At 62.5% G+C, this 15,465-nt stretch carries 15 protein-coding genes; 10 read left to right on the forward strand and 5 right to left on the reverse strand.

Features of this window, described 5'->3' with window-relative positions; translation table 11 throughout:
* Positions 1–5: 5 nt before the first annotated feature.
* Both AB5Y91_RS20270 and glmU read left to right on the forward strand, forming a co-directional pair.
* Positions 6–434, forward strand: a complete 429-nt coding sequence (locus AB5Y91_RS20270; RefSeq protein ID WP_162520132.1) for a F0F1 ATP synthase subunit epsilon — start codon at positions 6–8, stop codon at positions 432–434.
* Between the two features lie 93 nt (positions 435–527).
* Entirely contained in the window at positions 528–1,889 is a 1,362-nt protein-coding gene (glmU, locus tag AB5Y91_RS20275) for a bifunctional UDP-N-acetylglucosamine diphosphorylase/glucosamine-1-phosphate N-acetyltransferase GlmU (protein WP_368170626.1), read from the forward strand.
* A gap of 50 nt (positions 1,890–1,939) precedes the next feature.
* Here glmU and creD read toward each other — a convergent pair whose 3' ends face one another.
* The 4 genes from creD to blrA all read right to left on the reverse strand — a co-directional run bounded on the left by creD (position 1,940) and on the right by blrA (position 6,478).
* Complete coding sequence (gene creD / locus AB5Y91_RS20280) at positions 1,940–3,301, reverse strand: cell envelope integrity protein CreD (protein WP_368170627.1); 1,362 nt, start codon at positions 3,299–3,301, stop codon at positions 1,940–1,942.
* 117 nt (positions 3,302–3,418) lie between these two features.
* On the reverse strand, positions 3,419–4,213 hold the full coding sequence (gene blaOXA / locus AB5Y91_RS20285) for a class D beta-lactamase (protein WP_106885389.1): 795 nt from the start codon (positions 4,211–4,213) through the stop codon (positions 3,419–3,421).
* Positions 4,214–4,320: 107 nt separating this feature from the next.
* Positions 4,321–5,742, reverse strand: coding sequence for a beta-lactam sensor histidine kinase BlrB (blrB, locus tag AB5Y91_RS20290; RefSeq protein ID WP_368170628.1), 1,422 nt, complete (start codon positions 5,740–5,742; stop codon positions 4,321–4,323).
* Between the two features lie 61 nt (positions 5,743–5,803).
* Positions 5,804–6,478 carry a beta-lactam response regulator transcription factor BlrA gene (gene blrA, locus AB5Y91_RS20295; protein ID WP_042651612.1) on the reverse strand — a complete coding sequence of 225 codons (675 nt, stop codon included), beginning with the start codon at positions 6,476–6,478 and terminating at the stop codon, positions 5,804–5,806.
* A gap of 123 nt (positions 6,479–6,601) precedes the next feature.
* Between blrA and AB5Y91_RS20300 the strand changes: the two genes are divergently transcribed.
* Complete coding sequence (locus AB5Y91_RS20300; protein ID WP_139745121.1) at positions 6,602–7,375, forward strand: DeoR/GlpR family DNA-binding transcription regulator; 774 nt, start codon at positions 6,602–6,604, stop codon at positions 7,373–7,375.
* A gap of 56 nt (positions 7,376–7,431) precedes the next feature.
* Positions 7,432–9,264: a glutamine--fructose-6-phosphate transaminase (isomerizing) gene (gene glmS, locus AB5Y91_RS20305; RefSeq protein ID WP_368170629.1), complete on the forward strand. Its 1,833-nt coding sequence runs from the start codon at positions 7,432–7,434 to the stop codon at positions 9,262–9,264.
* Between the two features lie 61 nt (positions 9,265–9,325).
* Here glmS and AB5Y91_RS20310 read toward each other — a convergent pair whose 3' ends face one another.
* Entirely contained in the window at positions 9,326–10,102 is a 777-nt protein-coding gene (locus AB5Y91_RS20310; protein WP_106885393.1) for a LuxR family transcriptional regulator, read from the reverse strand.
* Between the two features lie 212 nt (positions 10,103–10,314).
* On the opposite strand from AB5Y91_RS20310, the gene AB5Y91_RS20315 reads away from it, so the two are divergent.
* Genes AB5Y91_RS20315 through AB5Y91_RS20340 form a run of 6 tightly spaced genes read left to right on the forward strand, consistent with a single transcriptional unit; the run spans position 10,315 to position 15,133 of the window.
* Positions 10,315–11,076, forward strand: coding sequence for a DUF3450 domain-containing protein (locus AB5Y91_RS20315; protein WP_368170630.1), 762 nt, complete (start codon positions 10,315–10,317; stop codon positions 11,074–11,076).
* Positions 11,073–12,368 carry a MotA/TolQ/ExbB proton channel family protein gene (locus tag AB5Y91_RS20320; protein WP_368170631.1) on the forward strand — a complete coding sequence of 432 codons (1,296 nt, stop codon included), beginning with the start codon at positions 11,073–11,075 and terminating at the stop codon, positions 12,366–12,368. The genes AB5Y91_RS20315 and AB5Y91_RS20320 overlap by 4 nt, the downstream gene beginning before the upstream one ends.
* Positions 12,365–12,895: a MotA/TolQ/ExbB proton channel family protein gene (locus tag AB5Y91_RS20325; RefSeq protein WP_368170632.1), complete on the forward strand. Its 531-nt coding sequence runs from the start codon at positions 12,365–12,367 to the stop codon at positions 12,893–12,895. Before AB5Y91_RS20320 ends, AB5Y91_RS20325 begins: the two co-directional genes overlap by 4 nt.
* Positions 12,892–13,293 carry an ExbD/TolR family protein gene (locus AB5Y91_RS20330; RefSeq protein ID WP_368170633.1) on the forward strand — a complete coding sequence of 134 codons (402 nt, stop codon included), beginning with the start codon at positions 12,892–12,894 and terminating at the stop codon, positions 13,291–13,293. Before AB5Y91_RS20325 ends, AB5Y91_RS20330 begins: the two co-directional genes overlap by 4 nt.
* Positions 13,290–13,952: an energy transducer TonB gene (locus AB5Y91_RS20335; protein ID WP_368170634.1), complete on the forward strand. Its 663-nt coding sequence runs from the start codon at positions 13,290–13,292 to the stop codon at positions 13,950–13,952. Before AB5Y91_RS20330 ends, AB5Y91_RS20335 begins: the two co-directional genes overlap by 4 nt.
* Before the next feature lie 2 nt (positions 13,953–13,954).
* On the forward strand, positions 13,955–15,133 hold the full coding sequence (locus AB5Y91_RS20340; RefSeq protein ID WP_368170635.1) for a hypothetical protein: 1,179 nt from the start codon (positions 13,955–13,957) through the stop codon (positions 15,131–15,133).
* Positions 15,134–15,465: the final 332 nt, after the last annotated feature.

A 15,465-nucleotide genomic window follows, 5' to 3' on the forward strand; every position in this document is an offset into this window, starting at 1 on the left:
GGCCCATGGCTGAGATGATCTCCTTTCACCTGGATGTGGTGAGCGCCGAAGGGAAACTGTTTTCCGGTCGCGTGCAATCGGCCCAGGTAACAGGCTCCGAGGGTGAGCTGGGTCTCCGCCACGGTCATGCTCCGTTGCTGACTGCCATCAAGCCGGGCCTGGTCCGCTTGATCAAGCAAAATGGTAGCGAAGAGGTGTTGTACATCTCCGGCGGTATGCTGGAAGTGCAACCCGAGTCCGTGACCGTGCTGGCCGATACCGCCATTCGTGCCAAAGACTTGGATGAGGCGAAAGCCCAGGAAGCCAAGCGTCGTGCCGAAGAGCGGATCCACAGCTCCCATGGTGATATCGACTATGCGCAGGCATCTGCCGAGCTGTCCAAAGCGATGGCCCAACTGCGGGTTATCGATATCGTCAAAAAGAATTACCGCTAATCACGGTGATGCAAAAAGCGACCTTCGGGTCGCTTTTTTTTTGCCCGTTGGATAGACTCCGCCGGGTATTTTCTCATGTTTCAAAGGCTGGCTATGTCTCTCAACGTCGTGATCCTGGCTGCGGGTAAAGGTACTCGCATGCGTTCCGTTCTGCCCAAGGTGCTGCACCCTGTCGCCAACAAACCCATGGTGTCCCATGTGATCGACACCGCCCGCCAGATAGGTGCCGAACAGTTGCACCTGGTCTATGGCCACGGCGCCGAGCTGCTCAAGGAGCGGATTGCCGCCCCGGATCTCAACTGGGTGTTGCAGGCGCAGCAGTTGGGCACCGGCCATGCCGTCGCCCAGGCGATCCCGTTCTGGCAGGATGAGGATGAGGTGCTGGTATTGTACGGCGACACCCCGCTGATCCAGCCCGAGACCCTGCAACGGCTGCTGGCCGCCAAGGCCGACGACGGCATGGCGCTGCTGACAGTGGTGCTGGACAACCCCACCGGCTATGGCCGTATCGTCCGTGAAAACGGCCAGGTAGTCGGCATAGTCGAGCAGAAGGATGCCAACGCCGAACAGCTCGCCATCCGCGAGGTGAATACCGGTGTGCTGGTGGCCAATGGCGCCCAGCTGCGTGGCTGGCTGTCCCGTCTGGACAACAAGAACGCCCAGGGGGAGTTCTATCTCACCGACGTGATCGCCATGGCCCATGGGGATGGCTGTCCCATTGCCGCCGTCCATCCGGACAGCGCCATGGAGGTGGAAGGGGCCAACAACCGGGTCCAGCTGGCGGCCCTCGAGCGCAGCTATCAGCAGATGCAGGCCGAGAGGCTGATGATCGCCGGCGTCACCCTGATCGATCCGGCTCGCTTCGATCTGCGCGGCACCCTCGAGATCGGGGAAGAAGTGGTGATCGACGCCAACGTCATCATCGAGGGCAAGGTCAAACTCGGCAACCATGTGCGCATAGGTGCCGGCGCCGTGCTGAAGGATTGCGAGATTGGGGATCACAGCGAGGTGAAACCCTACTCCGTCATCGAGGGCGCCCTGGTGGCGGATCAGTGCTCGGTCGGCCCCTTCGCCCGTCTGCGCCCGGGTGCCGTGCTGGAGCAGGATGCTCACGTCGGCAACTTCGTCGAGATGAAGAAATCCCGGCTCGGGGTCGGCTCCAAGTGTGGTCACCTGACCTACCTGGGGGATGCGGACATTGGCGCCAAGGTGAACATAGGTGCCGGCACCATTACTTGTAATTATGATGGGGTGAACAAGTTCCAGACCATCATAGAGGATGACGTCTTCGTCGGCTCCGATACCCAGCTGGTGGCGCCGGTGCGCATCGGCAAGGGCGCGACCCTGGGGGCGGGTTCCACCATTACCAAGGATGTGGCCGAGAACGAGCTGGTCATCACCCGGGTGCCCCAGCGTCACATCAAGAACTGGGCCCGCCCCGTCAAGAAGAAGTGATGCCCAGTCAATGAAATGAAACCGGCGCCCTCAGGGCGCCGGTTTTGTTTTCAGCTCTCCTGGCTTGGGGAAGAGGAAGGCGGCGGGTTGCCCATCACCCCATACCAGTCCAGCTTGCGGGTCAGCACCATGACCAGCGTCAGTATGGCGAACAGCAACAGGGCGCCGAGCAGCAGGGCTATCTCCTCGGCCTGCAGCAGCCCGAACAGTATGGCGTAGACAAGCCCGAGCAGGGCCGCGAAGCCGAGGCCCTGACGCGGCCCCCCCAGCACGTGGCTGAGGTAGAAGCCGTTGAGCGACACGCTGGCGAGGCTGGCGACCAGATAGGCCCAGCCAAAGCCCAGGTGCTCGGTCAGCGCCAGCAGCACCAGATAGAAGATGGCCAGCCCCATGCCCACCAGGGCGTACTGGATGGGGTGCACCCGCAGCCCCTTGAGCAGCTCGAACATGAAGAAACTGAGGAAGGTGAGGCCGATGAACAGCAGGGCGTATTTGGCGGCCCGCTCGTTCTGCTGATAGTGATCCACCGGCTGCACCAGGCTGACGCTGAAGGTCGGCAAATCGCTCCCCGCCCCCTTCATCATGCGGGTGAAACGCCACTCCATGTCGGTGGCAAACCAGCTGGTCTGCCAGCTGGCGTCGAACCCCTGATCGTTCAGGGTGCGGCTGCCGGGCAGAAAATCGCCGATGAAGTTGGGATGGGGCCAGTTGCCACTCAGGTTGAATCTGCTGTCCTGGCCGATCGGCACCACCTCAAGCGCGTTCATGCCCTGCAGGTTCAGCTCGATGTGAAAGCGGCCATCTTCCCCGGGCAGGCTGTCGAGCGGGGCATGGATGCCGGCCAGACCGTCACCCAGCAGGGCGCCGGGGGCGAACGGAATGCGCCGCTCCCCGAGCTTCAGCTCGGGCACACTGCTGATGCCGCGGGCATCGGACAGCACCAGGCTGAGGTAGGGTTTGCCCGGGACCAGGGCGGGATCCGCAGCGTCGAAGCTCAGATCCGGGTTGCCGGCCACCAGCGCCTTGTCGGCCAGACTGGCCGGCAACCGGCCGGAGAGGGAGAGCCGGCTGTGATAGACCTGGGCCTGATAGATGCCGAGCTTGCGCGGGGTGACCTCCATGCTGGCCCGCACATCCAGCCTGTCCGGCAGCAGGTAGCGATAGACCCGCTCCTCGCGCACGAAGCGCTTGCCATCCTGCTCGACGGTGACGGCCCGGGTATAGGGTTGCACCAGCACTGGCCCCAGCAAGCGCTGCGGACCACTGCTGCTGGCCATTATGCTGTGGATGGCCTGGCTGCGGTAGGCCTGGCGCTCCCGGTTCAGCTCCATGATGGAGTGAACGGGGATCATCAGCAGCAGGCTGAGCAACAGCAGCAGCACTATCTTGTGGGTAAATATCTGTTTGACCATGACGCCTCTCCTTGTTGATGGGGTCGAGTGTGCCGGGGTCGGGTGAAGCGGGGATGGGGCCCTGTGAAGTGGGGGTGAAGGGGGATAAAAAAACCGGCGCCAGGCGCCGGTTGGGGATCAGAGTTTCTTCAGCTCTGTTGGCAAGGCGGCAAACACCTCTTCCTTTGCCCTGAGGGACGCGAACTGCTTGCCGGGTTTTTGCACCACTGTGTGCACGAAGATGAGCTTCTTGTCCTGCTTGCTGGCCCAGCCGACGAACCAGCCGATCTGCTGATCCCGGTTGAGGCTGCCATCCAGCAGCTTGGGGTAGCCCATGCCGGTCTTGCCGTGGATCTGCCAGCCATCGATGTCGGGCTGACGCAGCAGCGTGCTGGTGCGGCGTACCGCCTCGGCGGAGACCGGTAGCTTGCCGCTCACCAGCTTGCCGAGGAAGCGGGCCTGCTCCTGGGGGCTGATGGCGAGGCTGGAGCTGAGCCAGGCCTGGGTCAGACCGTCGTGCTTGCCCGGGTTGCCCGAGAGCTCCCGGTTGCCGTAGTCGAAGCGGTCGACGTATTGCTGGAAGCGCGCCTCTCCCAGCCACTCGGTGAGGCGTTGGGAATACCAGATCACCGAGAATTTCATCCAGCTGCTCGGGGTTGTGGTCTGCTTCCATTCCGGCAGGAAGTCAGGGTCACCGGCTTTGAATGGCAGGGCGGGTAGCTGTTCATCCACCAGGAAGCCGCTCTCATAGCCCATCAGCGCGAGGGGGATCTTGAAGGTGGAGGCGGGCGTCAACTGGCTGGCGCAGTCACCCTGGGCGCTGAGGGGTTTGCCGCTGCCATCGGCAAACAGCAGGCAACCCGTGGTGGCGCTGGCGGGCAAGGCACAGAAGAGGCCGGCGGCAAGCAGGCCGGACAACAGAATACGGGACATGAACATCTCCTTGATTCATCAGAACGCGTATCGACGGGTCCGGGCGGGACCCTATCCGAGGAGGTGCAGCTTAGCCAGGTTCTGTGTGCTCGGTGTGAAGTCGTGGCTCAAGCCGTGGGCAACCAGAGTTCGGCCAGTACGCCGCCTTCCGGCTGGTTGGCGAGGATCAGCCTGCCGCCATGCTGGCGAGCCACCTCGGCGGCAAAGCTGAGCCCGAGGCCGCTGCTCTTGCCCTTGTCGGGTCTGGGCAGCGAGTAGAAGCGCTCGAAGATCCTGGGCAGCGCATAGTCCGGGATGCCGGGTCCCTGATCCCGCACCCGGAAGCAGTAGCCCCCCTGCTCCAGGGCGCCGCTCAGCCGGATATGACCCCCGGCGGGTGAGAAATCGAGGGCGTTGTCCAGCAGGTTGCCCAGGGCCTGCTCCACCAGCAGGGGATCCCATTTCTGCCTGGGGGCGTCGGCGAGCTCTGCCGCCAGGGCCACCTGACGACGGGCAGCGACTATCTGGCGGGCATCCAGAGCCCGTCTGCCCAGTGTGGCGGGGGCTATGGCCTGTCTGTCCAGCCCCTGCCCCGATTCGAGGCGCGCCAGCTGCAGCATGCGTTCGATCAGTTGCTGCATGCGGGCCGTCTCCAGATTGATGTTGCCGATAAAGCGCCGCGCCACTTCGGGCGGCGGTACCTCGGCGAGGATCTCCCCTGCCCCGCGGATGGCGGCCAGCGGGCTTTTGAGCTCATGGGTCAGGCTGTGCACATAGGCTTCGATGTAGGATTTGCCGTCCAGCTGGCGGCGCATGGTCTCGAGGGAGTGGCCGAGCCGGTCCAGCTCCGGGCTGTGGAGCCTCGGCAGGCTGGCGGGCTGGCCCTGGCTGACCGCATCTGCGTAGTGCACCAGCTTGCCGATGGCGCGGGTGAGCCACCACACCAGCAGGGCACCGATCAGCAGCGAGAGGCAGAGCAGCAGGGCTGCCCCCTGCAACAGCTGGTGCTCGCTGCGCTCTATCATGGGCAGCAGGGTGCGGTTGGGCTTGGCGACAGTGAGGGAACCCAGGATCTCGTCCCCCTCGCGCAGGGGGGCGGCCACGTGCATCACCGAGCTGGCGGGATCGTCAGGATCGCTGCGGGTGCTGCGGGCGCCATACTCCCCGCGCAAGGTGCGGTAGACGTCGTTCCAGCGGGAATAGTCCTTGCCCAGATCCACCCCGTCCGAGTCATAGACCACCTTGCCTTTAGCGTCGACCACATAGATGCGGTACTCCGCCTGCTGCTTGAGGTGACCGTCGATCAGGGCGTTGATGGGGCTCTGGTTGAGGCGGGCAAAGGCGCTGGCCAGCCGGCCATCCGCCATCTTCCCCTCCTGCAGATCGTCCAGGGCCAGGGGGGCCAGCAGCTGGGCCATGTCCACCAGGGTATCCTCGGTGGCGCTGCGCACCCCGGGTTTGATCTCCTCGACGAAGATCTCCAGCACGAACCAGGCGGCCAGCGCGAAGATCAGCACCAGACCGCACAGCAGTTGCAACCCTATCCTCATGGCCGTCCCCCTCTGTGGTTCCGCTGCACTGGCCTGCCTGGCCGTTGCGATCCCCTGTGGCTCATGCCAGCTCCAGGCTGTAGCCCAGCCCGCGGTGAGTCAGGATAAGATTGGCCTCGGCGTCCCGCTCCCGCAGCTTGGCGCGCAGGGTCTTGATGTGGGTGTCGACGGTGCGATCCAGGCTCTCCTCCGCCCCGCTCCACACCAGATCCATCAGCTGCTGGCGGGAGTAGACCCGGCCCGGCGCCTGCATCAGAGTCTTGAGCAGCAGGTATTCGTAGCGGGTGAGATTCAGGGGCTGACCGTGGAAGCAGATGCGGGCCCGCTCCTCGTCCAGCGCCAGCAATTGGCTCGGTTGGGGGATTATGGGCTGGCTGCGGCGCAGTATCACCCTCACCCTGGCGCACACCTCCCGCGGCGAGAAGGGCTTGGCCACGTAGTCGTCGGCCCCTATCTCCAGCCCGATCAACCTGTCTATCTCCTCGCTGCGGGCGGTGAGAAACATCAGGGGCGTGTCGGTCAGGGCACGTACCTGCTTGCACAGCTCGAAGCCGCCGATGTCCGGCAGCCCCACATCCAGGATCAGAAAATCCGGTCGCGACCGTTCCAGTCGCGCCAGCAACGGCTGGCCGAGGGGGAACCACTCCACCTCGAAACCATCGGTCTGCAGGGCATAGATCAGGGTGTCGGCGATGCTGGCCTCATCTTCCACCAGCCAGATGACTCGTTTTTGCATGGCGTCCTCGTCATAAATCGGCCTGACCATTCTGGCATCGAACCAAATCGGATCCTATTTGCCGTTTGATTTTTCCAAAAAAGGTATTAATATTTCGCCATTCTTTCGAATCGAAACTTTAAGATGACCAAACGCAACACTCAACAGCGCCGTCACACCATAGTGACCCTGGTGCAGGAACAGGGCGAAGTCAGCGTCGATGCCCTGGCCAAGCACTTCTCCACCTCGGAAGTGACCATCCGCAAGGATCTGGCCGTGCTGGAGACCGGCGGTCTGCTGCTGCGCCGTTACGGTGGTGCCGTGCCCCTGCCGAGCGAGATGGTGGTGGACAGCAACCCGGATCAAGTTTCGAAACGAAAGCTGGCCATAGCCCGTGCCGCCGCCGAGCGCATCCGCGATCACAACCGCGTCATCATCGACAGCGGCAGCACCACCAGCGCCATGATCCCCATGCTGGGCAGCAAGCGCGGCCTCATCGTGATGACCAACTCCCTCAACGTGGCCGGCGCCCTGCGCGAGCTGGAGAACGAGCCCACCTTGCTGATGACCGGCGGTACCTGGGATCCCCACTCCGAATCCTTCCAGGGTCAGGTGGCGGAGCAGGTGCTGCGCTCCTATGACTTCGACCAGCTGTTCATCGGCGCCGACGGCATAGACCCGGAGCGGGGCACCACCACCTTCAACGAGCTGGTGGGCCTCTCCCGTGTGATGGCCGAGGTGTCCCGCGAGGTCATCGTCATGGTCGAGTCGGAGAAGATAGGCCGCAAGATCCCCAATCTCGAGCTGCCCTGGTCCAGCATCCATACCCTGGTGACCGATGAGGGGCTGGACGGCGAGGCCAGAGCACAGATTCAGGCCAGGGGGATAGCACTGATCTGCGCCCCCGTGGCGGTTTGACCCAAACATCCAACTATCCAAACGAATTTCCGTTTTTACCTCTTGAGGAGAAGTCTATGTGTGGCATCGTCGGGGCAGTGGCCCAACGTGATGTGGCTGAAATCCTGGTAGAAGGCCTGCGCCGTCTGGAATACCGCGGCTATGACTCCGCCGGTGTGGCCGTGTTCAGCGCCAACCAGCCGCTGCAGCGGGTGCGTCGCCTCGGCAAGGTGGCCGAGCTGGCCAAGGCGCTGGAAGAGCAGTCCGTCCACGGCGGCACCGGCATAGCCCACACCCGCTGGGCGACCCATGGCGAGCCGTCCGAGCGCAATGCCCACCCCCATGTCTCCGAGCATATAGTGGTGGTGCACAACGGCATCATAGAGAACCACGAAGAGCTGCGCAGCCAGCTGCAGGGCATGGGTTACGAGTTCAGCTCTGACACCGACACCGAAGTGATCGCCCACCTGGTACACCACGAACTGAAATCCGCCCCCAGCCTGCTGGCGGCCATGCAGGTCACGGTGAAGCAACTGCGCGGTGCCTACGGCACAGTGGTGATGGACAGCCGTGACGACAGCCGTCTGGTGGTGGCCCGCTCCGGCTCGCCCCTGGTGATCGGCCGCGGCATCGGTGAGAACTTTATCGCCTCCGATCAGATGGCCCTGCTGCCGGTCACCCGTCGCTTCATCTTCCTGGAAGAGGGGGATGTGGCCGAGGTGACCCGTCGCGACGTGCACATCTTCGATACCCAGGGCAATGCCGTGGTGCGCGAGGAGCTGGAGTCCGAGCTTTCCCACGACGCCGGTGACAAGGGCGAGTACCGCCACTACATGCTCAAAGAGATCTACGAGCAGCCCAAGGCCATCACCAACACCCTGGAAGGGCGTCTGGGCAGCGATCACGTGGTGGTCGAGTCCTTCGGCAACGGCGCACGCGCCATCTTCGACAAGGTAGAGCACGTCCAGATCGTGGCCTGCGGCACCTCCTACAACTCCGGCATGGTGGCCCGTTACTGGTTCGAAGAGATCGCCGGCGTCTCCTGCGACGTGGAGATCGCCTCCGAGTTCCGCTATCGCAAGTCCGTGGTGCGCCCCAACAGTCTGCTGGTGACCCTGTCCCAGAGCGGCGAGACAGCCGACACCCTGGCCGCCCTGCGCCTGGCCAAGGAGTCCGGTTACATGAGCTCCCTGGCCATCTGCAACGTGCCGGGTTCCTCCCTGGTGCGGGAATCTGACTTGGCCTTTATGACCCGGGCCGGTGCCGAGATTGGCGTCGCCTCCACCAAGGCGTTCACCACCCAGCTGGCCGGCCTGCTGATGCTGGTGGCCTCCGTCGGTCACTGCCGTGGCAACCTGAGTGCCGCCGCTGAGGCTGAGCTGGTCAAGGCGCTGCAAGCCCTGCCGCTGCGCATCAAGGAGAGCCTGGCGCTGGCCAAGCAGATCGAGACCCTGGCCGAAGAGTTTGCCGACAAGCACCACAGCCTGTTCCTCGGCCGTGGCAGCCAGTACCCCATCGCCATGGAGGGGGCGCTCAAGCTGAAAGAGATCTCCTACATCCACGCAGAAGCCTATGCCGCCGGTGAGCTCAAGCACGGCCCGCTGGCACTGATCGATGCCGAGATGCCCATCATAGTGGTGGCGCCGAACAACGATCTGCTGGAGAAGCTCAAGTCCAACGTGGAAGAAGTCCGTGCTCGTGGCGGCATCCTCTACGTGTTCGCCGATGCCGACGCCGGCTTCAAGAGCGACGAGACCATGAGGGTGATGAGCCTGAACCACGTGGAAGAGATGATAGCCCCCATCGTCTACACGGTGCCGTTGCAGCTGCTCTCCTACCACGTCGCCCTGATCAAGGGCACGGACGTGGATCAGCCGCGCAACCTGGCGAAATCCGTGACAGTGGAATAAGCCGTTGTCAGACATAAAAAAAGAGCCGCTGTTGCGGCTCTTTTTGTTGCTGAGGACCGGCTCAGGAGAGCCGCAGGTTGGTGATGGTCACATCGTTCAGCGAAGGCACTATGATGCCGCTGGAGATGCTCTTGGCGATCGCCTGGTTGCGGTTCTTCGAATCCGTCTTGTTGGTGACCTGATTGAGGTGGAAGTTTACGGTGCGCTCGCTGATGCCGAGTATGGTGGCTATCTCCCAGGAGGTCTTGCCCTCGCTGGCCCAGAACAGGCACTCCTTCTCCCGATCCGACAGCTCGGCCAGATGCTTCATCAGGTCCGGCCTGCTCTTTATCAGCTGCAGCGCCGCGTTGAAGATGTAGCTGGCGCAGAACGACAGCATGGGAACGTTTTCAAACATCAGGTCGGAGTTGGATTTTTCCTTGCTGATGAAGGAGAGGATGCCGTGTTCCCCCTGGGGCGTGTGCAACGGGAAGGAGACACCGTTTCTCACGCCAAAGTCGGCGGCGAGGTTCATCACTTCCCGGCTGGCGCTGGGCAGCCAGGGGGAGTCGCAGTCGAGCTTGTTCCAGAAGATGGGCTGGGTCTGCTTCAGGCCCAGAAAGACCACAGGATCCTGGGTCAGGTAGTGCCGCTCCGTGTAGGCATCAAACCAGCTGGTCGGGCAGTTGTTGAACAAGGCCACGTGTGATTTCTGCATGCTGATGGGGAAAATGATCAGCAACCTGAAGTAATCAAATCCCATCTGATGGCTGAAGCGCTCCAGTTGCTGCTGGATATCGCTGGTTTTCTTGGCCTTGGTGAACCGATCTATGTGTTCCCAGATCGCATCGTTAAACATGTAAGTCTCCTTCTTCGACCACTTATCATCCTGATCGAAAAGACATTTTTTAGTTATTTAAAATGGTGTTGTGACTACCAACGCCAGTTGTTCCCGTGCTTGTCTAAAAAGTATCCTGTTTTTTCGGCCACAGGCCAAGAAAATCATCTGATTGCCACTGGCACGACTCTTTGAGACAATGAGAATAGTTATCATTGTTAAGATTGTGTACCATGAAAAAGATCTGGGGTCTGGCCTTGTTGCCATTGGCCGTTCATTTCGTCGCCTCGGCAGACGATTTGGTCGCGCCCGCACTGAAAAACAGCATCGCGGATGGGAAAGCCTCCCAGCAGCGCGTAGAAAAGGCGGCCGATGCCGCCGTTGCCGCCCGGCTGGAGCTGCAAAATGCCCAACTGCAACTGCGGGATCTGGAAGCCTACAACCGTTACATGCAGTCTCTGGTGGCCGATCAGCAGAATGAGCTGGGCAAGCTCACTCAACAGCTGGAAGCGGTACAAGAGACCCGGCAGGGGCTGATCCCGCTGATGCTGCAGATGCAGGCGGATCTCGAGCAGCTGGTGCAGAATGACATTCCCCTGCGCAAGGAGGACCGTCTGGCGCGGGTCGAGCAGTTGAAGGTGACCCTGGCCCGGGCGGACGTGAGCGAGGCGGAGAAGTTCCGCCAGCTGCTGCAGGCCTACCAGATCGAAGCCGAATACGGCAGCCGGATGGATACCTATCCCGCCCAGCTGGCGCTGGATGATGCCGAACGTCGGGTCGATGTGCTGGCGCTCGGCCGGGTCTCCCTGCTGGCCATGACTGCCGATCGCTCCCAGGCCTGGCGCTGGTCCGCCGAGAGCAAGAGCTGGTTACCGCTGGATAGCGAGTGGCTAACCCCCCTTGCCGATGCGCTGGACATGGCGGCCGACAAGAAAGTCCCGCAACTGTTGCATGTGCCCCTGTCTGTCGCCCGTAGCCAGGAGGCTCAGTCATGAAATGGTTCCCCCTTCTGATAACACTCTCCCTCTGCTCCCAGCTGGCCCTTGCCAATGAAGAGTGGCAACAGCAGGAACAGGCCCGCGAACAGCAGGCACAGCAGGATCTGGCGTCTGTCTCCACCGAGTTGACCAGTGCCCGTGCCAGGCTGGCCGAGGCCCAACGCCTGAGCAAGGAGCTGGCCAGCCAGTTTGCCAGCAATGAAAAGCAGCTGGTCGAGCTCAACACCCGGTGGGAGCAAGCCTCCGGCGACATGAACGAGATCTTCGCGGTGACCCGTCAGGGCGCCAGCGATGCGGTCAAGCTGCTGGGTGACTCCTCGGTGCAGGGTCAGTATCCGGATCGCCTGACTGCCTTGAAGGCGATGGCCCAGGACAAGCAAGTGCCGGATCGCGCCGCCCTCGCCCTGCTGCCCGCCACCCTGTTGCAGGAGATCCGCGAGTCGGGCCGGGTTGTCCAGTTCAACGGCAAGGTGCTCGATGCCCAGGGGGCAGCCAGTGAGCAGTCGCTGACCCGGGTAGGCAGCTTCGCGCTGTTTGGTAGCGAAGGCTTCCTGCAACCGAGCGGTGAAGGGCTGAGTCCGGTACTGGGCTTGCCCGGCGGAGTGCTGTCCGAGCTGAGCGCCTATCAGGGCAAGGAAGGCGAGGCCTTGCCGCTGGATCCCTCCCACGGCGTCCTGCTCGAGATGCTGGCCCAGGCACCGACCTTCTGGCAGCAAGTCCAGCAAGGGGGCCAGGTAGGCGCCATCATAGTGCTGCTGGCCGCCATCGGCCTCGGCATTGCCGCCGTACGGCTCTGGACCCTCTCCCGTGAACTGACTCTGGTGCGTCGCCAGCTCAAGAGTGGCGAATACCACGCCGACAACGCCCTCGGTCGGGTGTTGACGGTGGCGGAACAGCATCCCGAGCTGAGCATGGAGACGCTCGAACTGAGGCTGGACGAAGCCATACTGCAGGAGACGCCCCGGATGGAGCGTGGCATCGGCATGGTCAAGGTGATCGCCGCCATCGCCCCCATGCTGGGGCTGCTCGGTACTGTCACCGGCATGATAGGCACCTTCCAGGCCATTACCCAGTTCGGTACCGGCGATCCCAAGATCATGGCGGGCGGCATTTCCATGGCTCTGATCACCACAGTCCAGGGGCTGGTGGCCGCCATTCCGCTGATCCTGGCCCACAGCCTGCTGCAATCCCGTTTCACCGAGCTCTCCAACGTGCTGGAGCAGCAGGTCGCCGGCATTTTGGCCGAGCGGGCCGAGAATAACGGGGACGGGATGGAGCGGGTGGCATGATGGTCGACATCTGGCAACAGTTGCAGAGCTTCATGGGCCGTGGCGGTCCCGTGCTCTGGGTCATCCTGGCCTTGCTGGTGCTGATGTGGATTTTGATGATCGAGCGGCTGCTCTACCTCAACCTGGGCTTCGGCCCGCTGCAGCGGCAGTTGTTCGGCCGCTGGCAGGGACGCAGCGAGCGCCACAGCTGGCACGCCAAGGCGATCCGCAGCCGCTGGCTGGCCGAGGCCGAACTCGAGCTCAACCGCCACCTCATCTTCATCCGCACCCTGGTGGTGCTCTGCCCCATGCTGGGCCTGCTCGGCACTGTGACCGGCATGATAGGCGTATTCGATGCGTTGGCCGCCGCCAACCGCTTTAACCCGGAGAGCATGGCGGGCGGGATCTCCCGCGCCACCATCCCCACCATGGCAGGCATGGTGGTGGCGCTCTCCGGCGTGTTGTTACTCAGTCGTCTCGAGAGCCAGGCCAGGCGTGCGCTGGCCAAGACCCGGGACGGCCTGCGAGAAGAGAAGGTAATGCAATGAGACGGCAATCCAAACGCCAGCGTGATGAAGTGCAGATCGACATGACTCCCATGCTGGATATCGTGTTCATCATGCTGATCTTCTTCATCGTGACCACCTCCTTCGTACGGGAAGCCGGGCTCGAGGTGCACAGGCCCCAGGCGAGCCAGGCCAAGGCGCAGAAGCCCTCCAGCATCATGCTGGCGATCGGCGCCCAGGGGCAGATCTTCCTCGATCGCAAACAGGTGGATGTGGAGCGGGTGCAGGCCAGCCTGGCCCGTCTGCTGTCGGAGCAGCCCGATGCCAGCCTGGTGATCCAGGCCGATGAGCGGGTGCCCCACGGCAAGGTAGTGCGGGTGATGGATGAGGCCAAGGCGGCAGGCATCGCCAATATCGCCGTGGCGGTGGCGCCGAAATGAAGTTCAAGCTGATGAGCCTGGGGCTGGGGGTTGTCCTCAGTCTGGCGATCCTGCTGTTCATGGCCACCCTGGTGGAACCTCCCCGGGGAGAGAAGGCCTCGTCCGAGCAGAAAGCCATCGTCATCAACATGCAGACCGAGGTGAACGAGGTACAGGTGCGCGAGCGCCCTGTACCCCAGGAGCCAGAACCCTTGCCGGAGCCTCCCGCCGCCCTGGCGTCCACGCCAATGCCCATGCCGGCGGCGGCACCGCTGCCCTCGGTGCAGCCGAGCCTGGATCTGGTCTCCAGCCTGAGCGCGGTACAGGTATCTGCCCCCGGGGTCGCAACCAGCCCCACCCCGGTGGCAAGCGGCAGCTTCCATGGTCAGTCTCAAGGCGCGGGCATAGGTGTCGGCGACATGTTGACTCCCTTGCAGCGGGTCGAGCCCGTCTATCCCTATCGGGCCCAGCAGGCCGGCATAGAAGGCTCGGTGACCTTGCGCTTCAGCGTCGATGCCGAGGGGCGGGTACAGGATGTGGAAGTGATCGACGCCAAGCCCAAGCGACAGTTCGAGCGGGCGGCGATTCAGGCCGTCAGCAAATGGCGCTACCAGCCAAGACCGGGTGCCACCGACAAGCTGGTGCAAACCATCAATCTCAAATTCAAATTGGAGTCGTAACCATGTTGCGGATCTGGATCTGTCTGCTGGCCCTGGTCAGCCAAGCCTGTCTGGCCATGGAAGTGAGCCCTCATTTCTCCCGTCAGCTGGAGCCTGTGATGAAGCTCTATCAGTCGGGTCAGTGGCAACAGGCCCAGAACAAGGCGACCGGGCTCAAGCCTGGCTCCGATGCCGAGCGCGCCTGGCTGGCCCAGTTGCAGGCTTCACTGGCGGCCAACTTGCAGCAGACCGCGCAGGCGAGTCGCTACGTGGAACAGGCGCTGGCCTATAAAGAGTGGCCCGAGCAGCAGCAGCTCCAGTTGCTGCGTCTGCGTGGGGATATCCAGGCGCAGCAATCCAACTGGTCCGGCGCCATCGCCAGCTACAAGGCCGCACTGGCACTCAAGTCTGACGATGCCTTGCGCCTGCGTCTGGCCGGCCTCTATTACCACAACAAGCAATATGGCGAGGCGGTCAGCCAGAGCGAGCAGTTGCTGAAGAAAGGCTGGCACAGGCAGACGGCGATCATTCGCCTCTCCGCCCTCACCGCCCTGCAACGTTATGGCGCAGCGGCAGAGCAGGCGGAAGAGCTGGTGCGTCATGAACCCAAAGAGAGCAAATGGTGGCAACAGGCCGTTTCACTCAATCTCTCCGCCAAGCGTGGGGACCAGGCGCTGGCGCTGTTGCAGACCGCCATCGATCGTCAGTTGATGGACGATGCGGCCGCCCGCAACCAGCTGATCCGGCTCTATGCCTGGCAGGGGCTACCCTATCGCGGCGCCCGTCTGCTGGAAGCCGCCATGGCGAAGGGACAGATGAAGGCGAGTGCCGAGAACCAGCAACTGCTGGCCCAGTTGTGGGAAGGTGCCCGCGAGTGGCCCAAGGCGGTAGATAGCTGGCAACTGCTCGCCAAACAGCATGCCCAGTCCAAGGCGGCCATGCGCGTCGCCGAGCTGCTGCTGCAACAAGGCAAGACAGAAGCCGCCATGACTCAGCTGGTAGCCATGAAGTCAGCCAAGGGTGAGCAGGGCAATAGAGCCAAGGCGCTGCTGGTGCAGGCACACCTTAATAAGGAGCAGTATGCCCAGGCGCTGGAGCTGGCTCGCGAGCTGCAACAGCAGGATAACTGGCAACAGCGGGCGACCAGCTGGGTCAACTACATCCAGGCTCAGACCGATGGGGTGAACAAAAAAGCGGCATAAAACGGGGCTAAAACTCGCATTTCATGAGGTTCAGCCTGCTTTTTCAGCAAACGAACTCATTTTTACAAAAAGCCCTTGTCATCCCGGCGCGGCTCCCTATAATGCGCCCCTACCAGCACGGCGGAACACGCCGAACTGATGAGCCAGCTTCCTAGTGAAGTGGGCGCCGAAAGAAAAGCGAAAACAACCGCTTGACTTTCGAAGTGAGGAGCGTAAGATGCGTCTCCTCAACGCGACAAGCGTGACGCTCTTTAACAATTTGAATCAAGCAATCTGTGTGGGCACTCACAGCATCGAACATCAAAAACAATTTTTGATTTTCAATGTCTGGT

The sequence above is a fragment of the Aeromonas sp. R4-3 genome (assembly GCF_040908275.1).
Taxonomy (GTDB): domain Bacteria; phylum Pseudomonadota; class Gammaproteobacteria; order Enterobacterales; family Aeromonadaceae; genus Aeromonas; species Aeromonas rivipollensis.

Coding starts and splice junctions, on each gene's coding strand:
- AB5Y91_RS20300 (WP_139745121.1), top strand. CDS start 6,602: ATGACCAAACGCAACACTCAACAGCGCCGTCACACCATAGTGACCCTG.
- creD (WP_368170627.1), bottom strand. CDS start 3,301: ATGGTCAAACAGATATTTACCCACAAGATAGTGCTGCTGCTGTTGCTC.
- AB5Y91_RS20330 (WP_368170633.1), top strand. CDS start 12,892: ATGAGACGGCAATCCAAACGCCAGCGTGATGAAGTGCAGATCGACATG.
- AB5Y91_RS20325 (WP_368170632.1), top strand. CDS start 12,365: ATGATGGTCGACATCTGGCAACAGTTGCAGAGCTTCATGGGCCGTGGC.
- AB5Y91_RS20320 (WP_368170631.1), top strand. CDS start 11,073: ATGAAATGGTTCCCCCTTCTGATAACACTCTCCCTCTGCTCCCAGCTG.
- glmS (WP_368170629.1), top strand. CDS start 7,432: ATGTGTGGCATCGTCGGGGCAGTGGCCCAACGTGATGTGGCTGAAATC.
- glmU (WP_368170626.1), top strand. CDS start 528: ATGTCTCTCAACGTCGTGATCCTGGCTGCGGGTAAAGGTACTCGCATG.
- AB5Y91_RS20315 (WP_368170630.1), top strand. CDS start 10,315: ATGAAAAAGATCTGGGGTCTGGCCTTGTTGCCATTGGCCGTTCATTTC.
- blaOXA (WP_106885389.1), bottom strand. CDS start 4,213: ATGTCCCGTATTCTGTTGTCCGGCCTGCTTGCCGCCGGCCTCTTCTGT.
- blrA (WP_042651612.1), bottom strand. CDS start 6,478: ATGCAAAAACGAGTCATCTGGCTGGTGGAAGATGAGGCCAGCATCGCC.
- blrB (WP_368170628.1), bottom strand. CDS start 5,742: ATGAGGATAGGGTTGCAACTGCTGTGCGGTCTGGTGCTGATCTTCGCG.
- AB5Y91_RS20335 (WP_368170634.1), top strand. CDS start 13,290: ATGAAGTTCAAGCTGATGAGCCTGGGGCTGGGGGTTGTCCTCAGTCTG.
- AB5Y91_RS20270 (WP_162520132.1), top strand. CDS start 6: ATGGCTGAGATGATCTCCTTTCACCTGGATGTGGTGAGCGCCGAAGGG.
- AB5Y91_RS20310 (WP_106885393.1), bottom strand. CDS start 10,102: ATGTTTAACGATGCGATCTGGGAACACATAGATCGGTTCACCAAGGCC.
- AB5Y91_RS20340 (WP_368170635.1), top strand. CDS start 13,955: ATGTTGCGGATCTGGATCTGTCTGCTGGCCCTGGTCAGCCAAGCCTGT.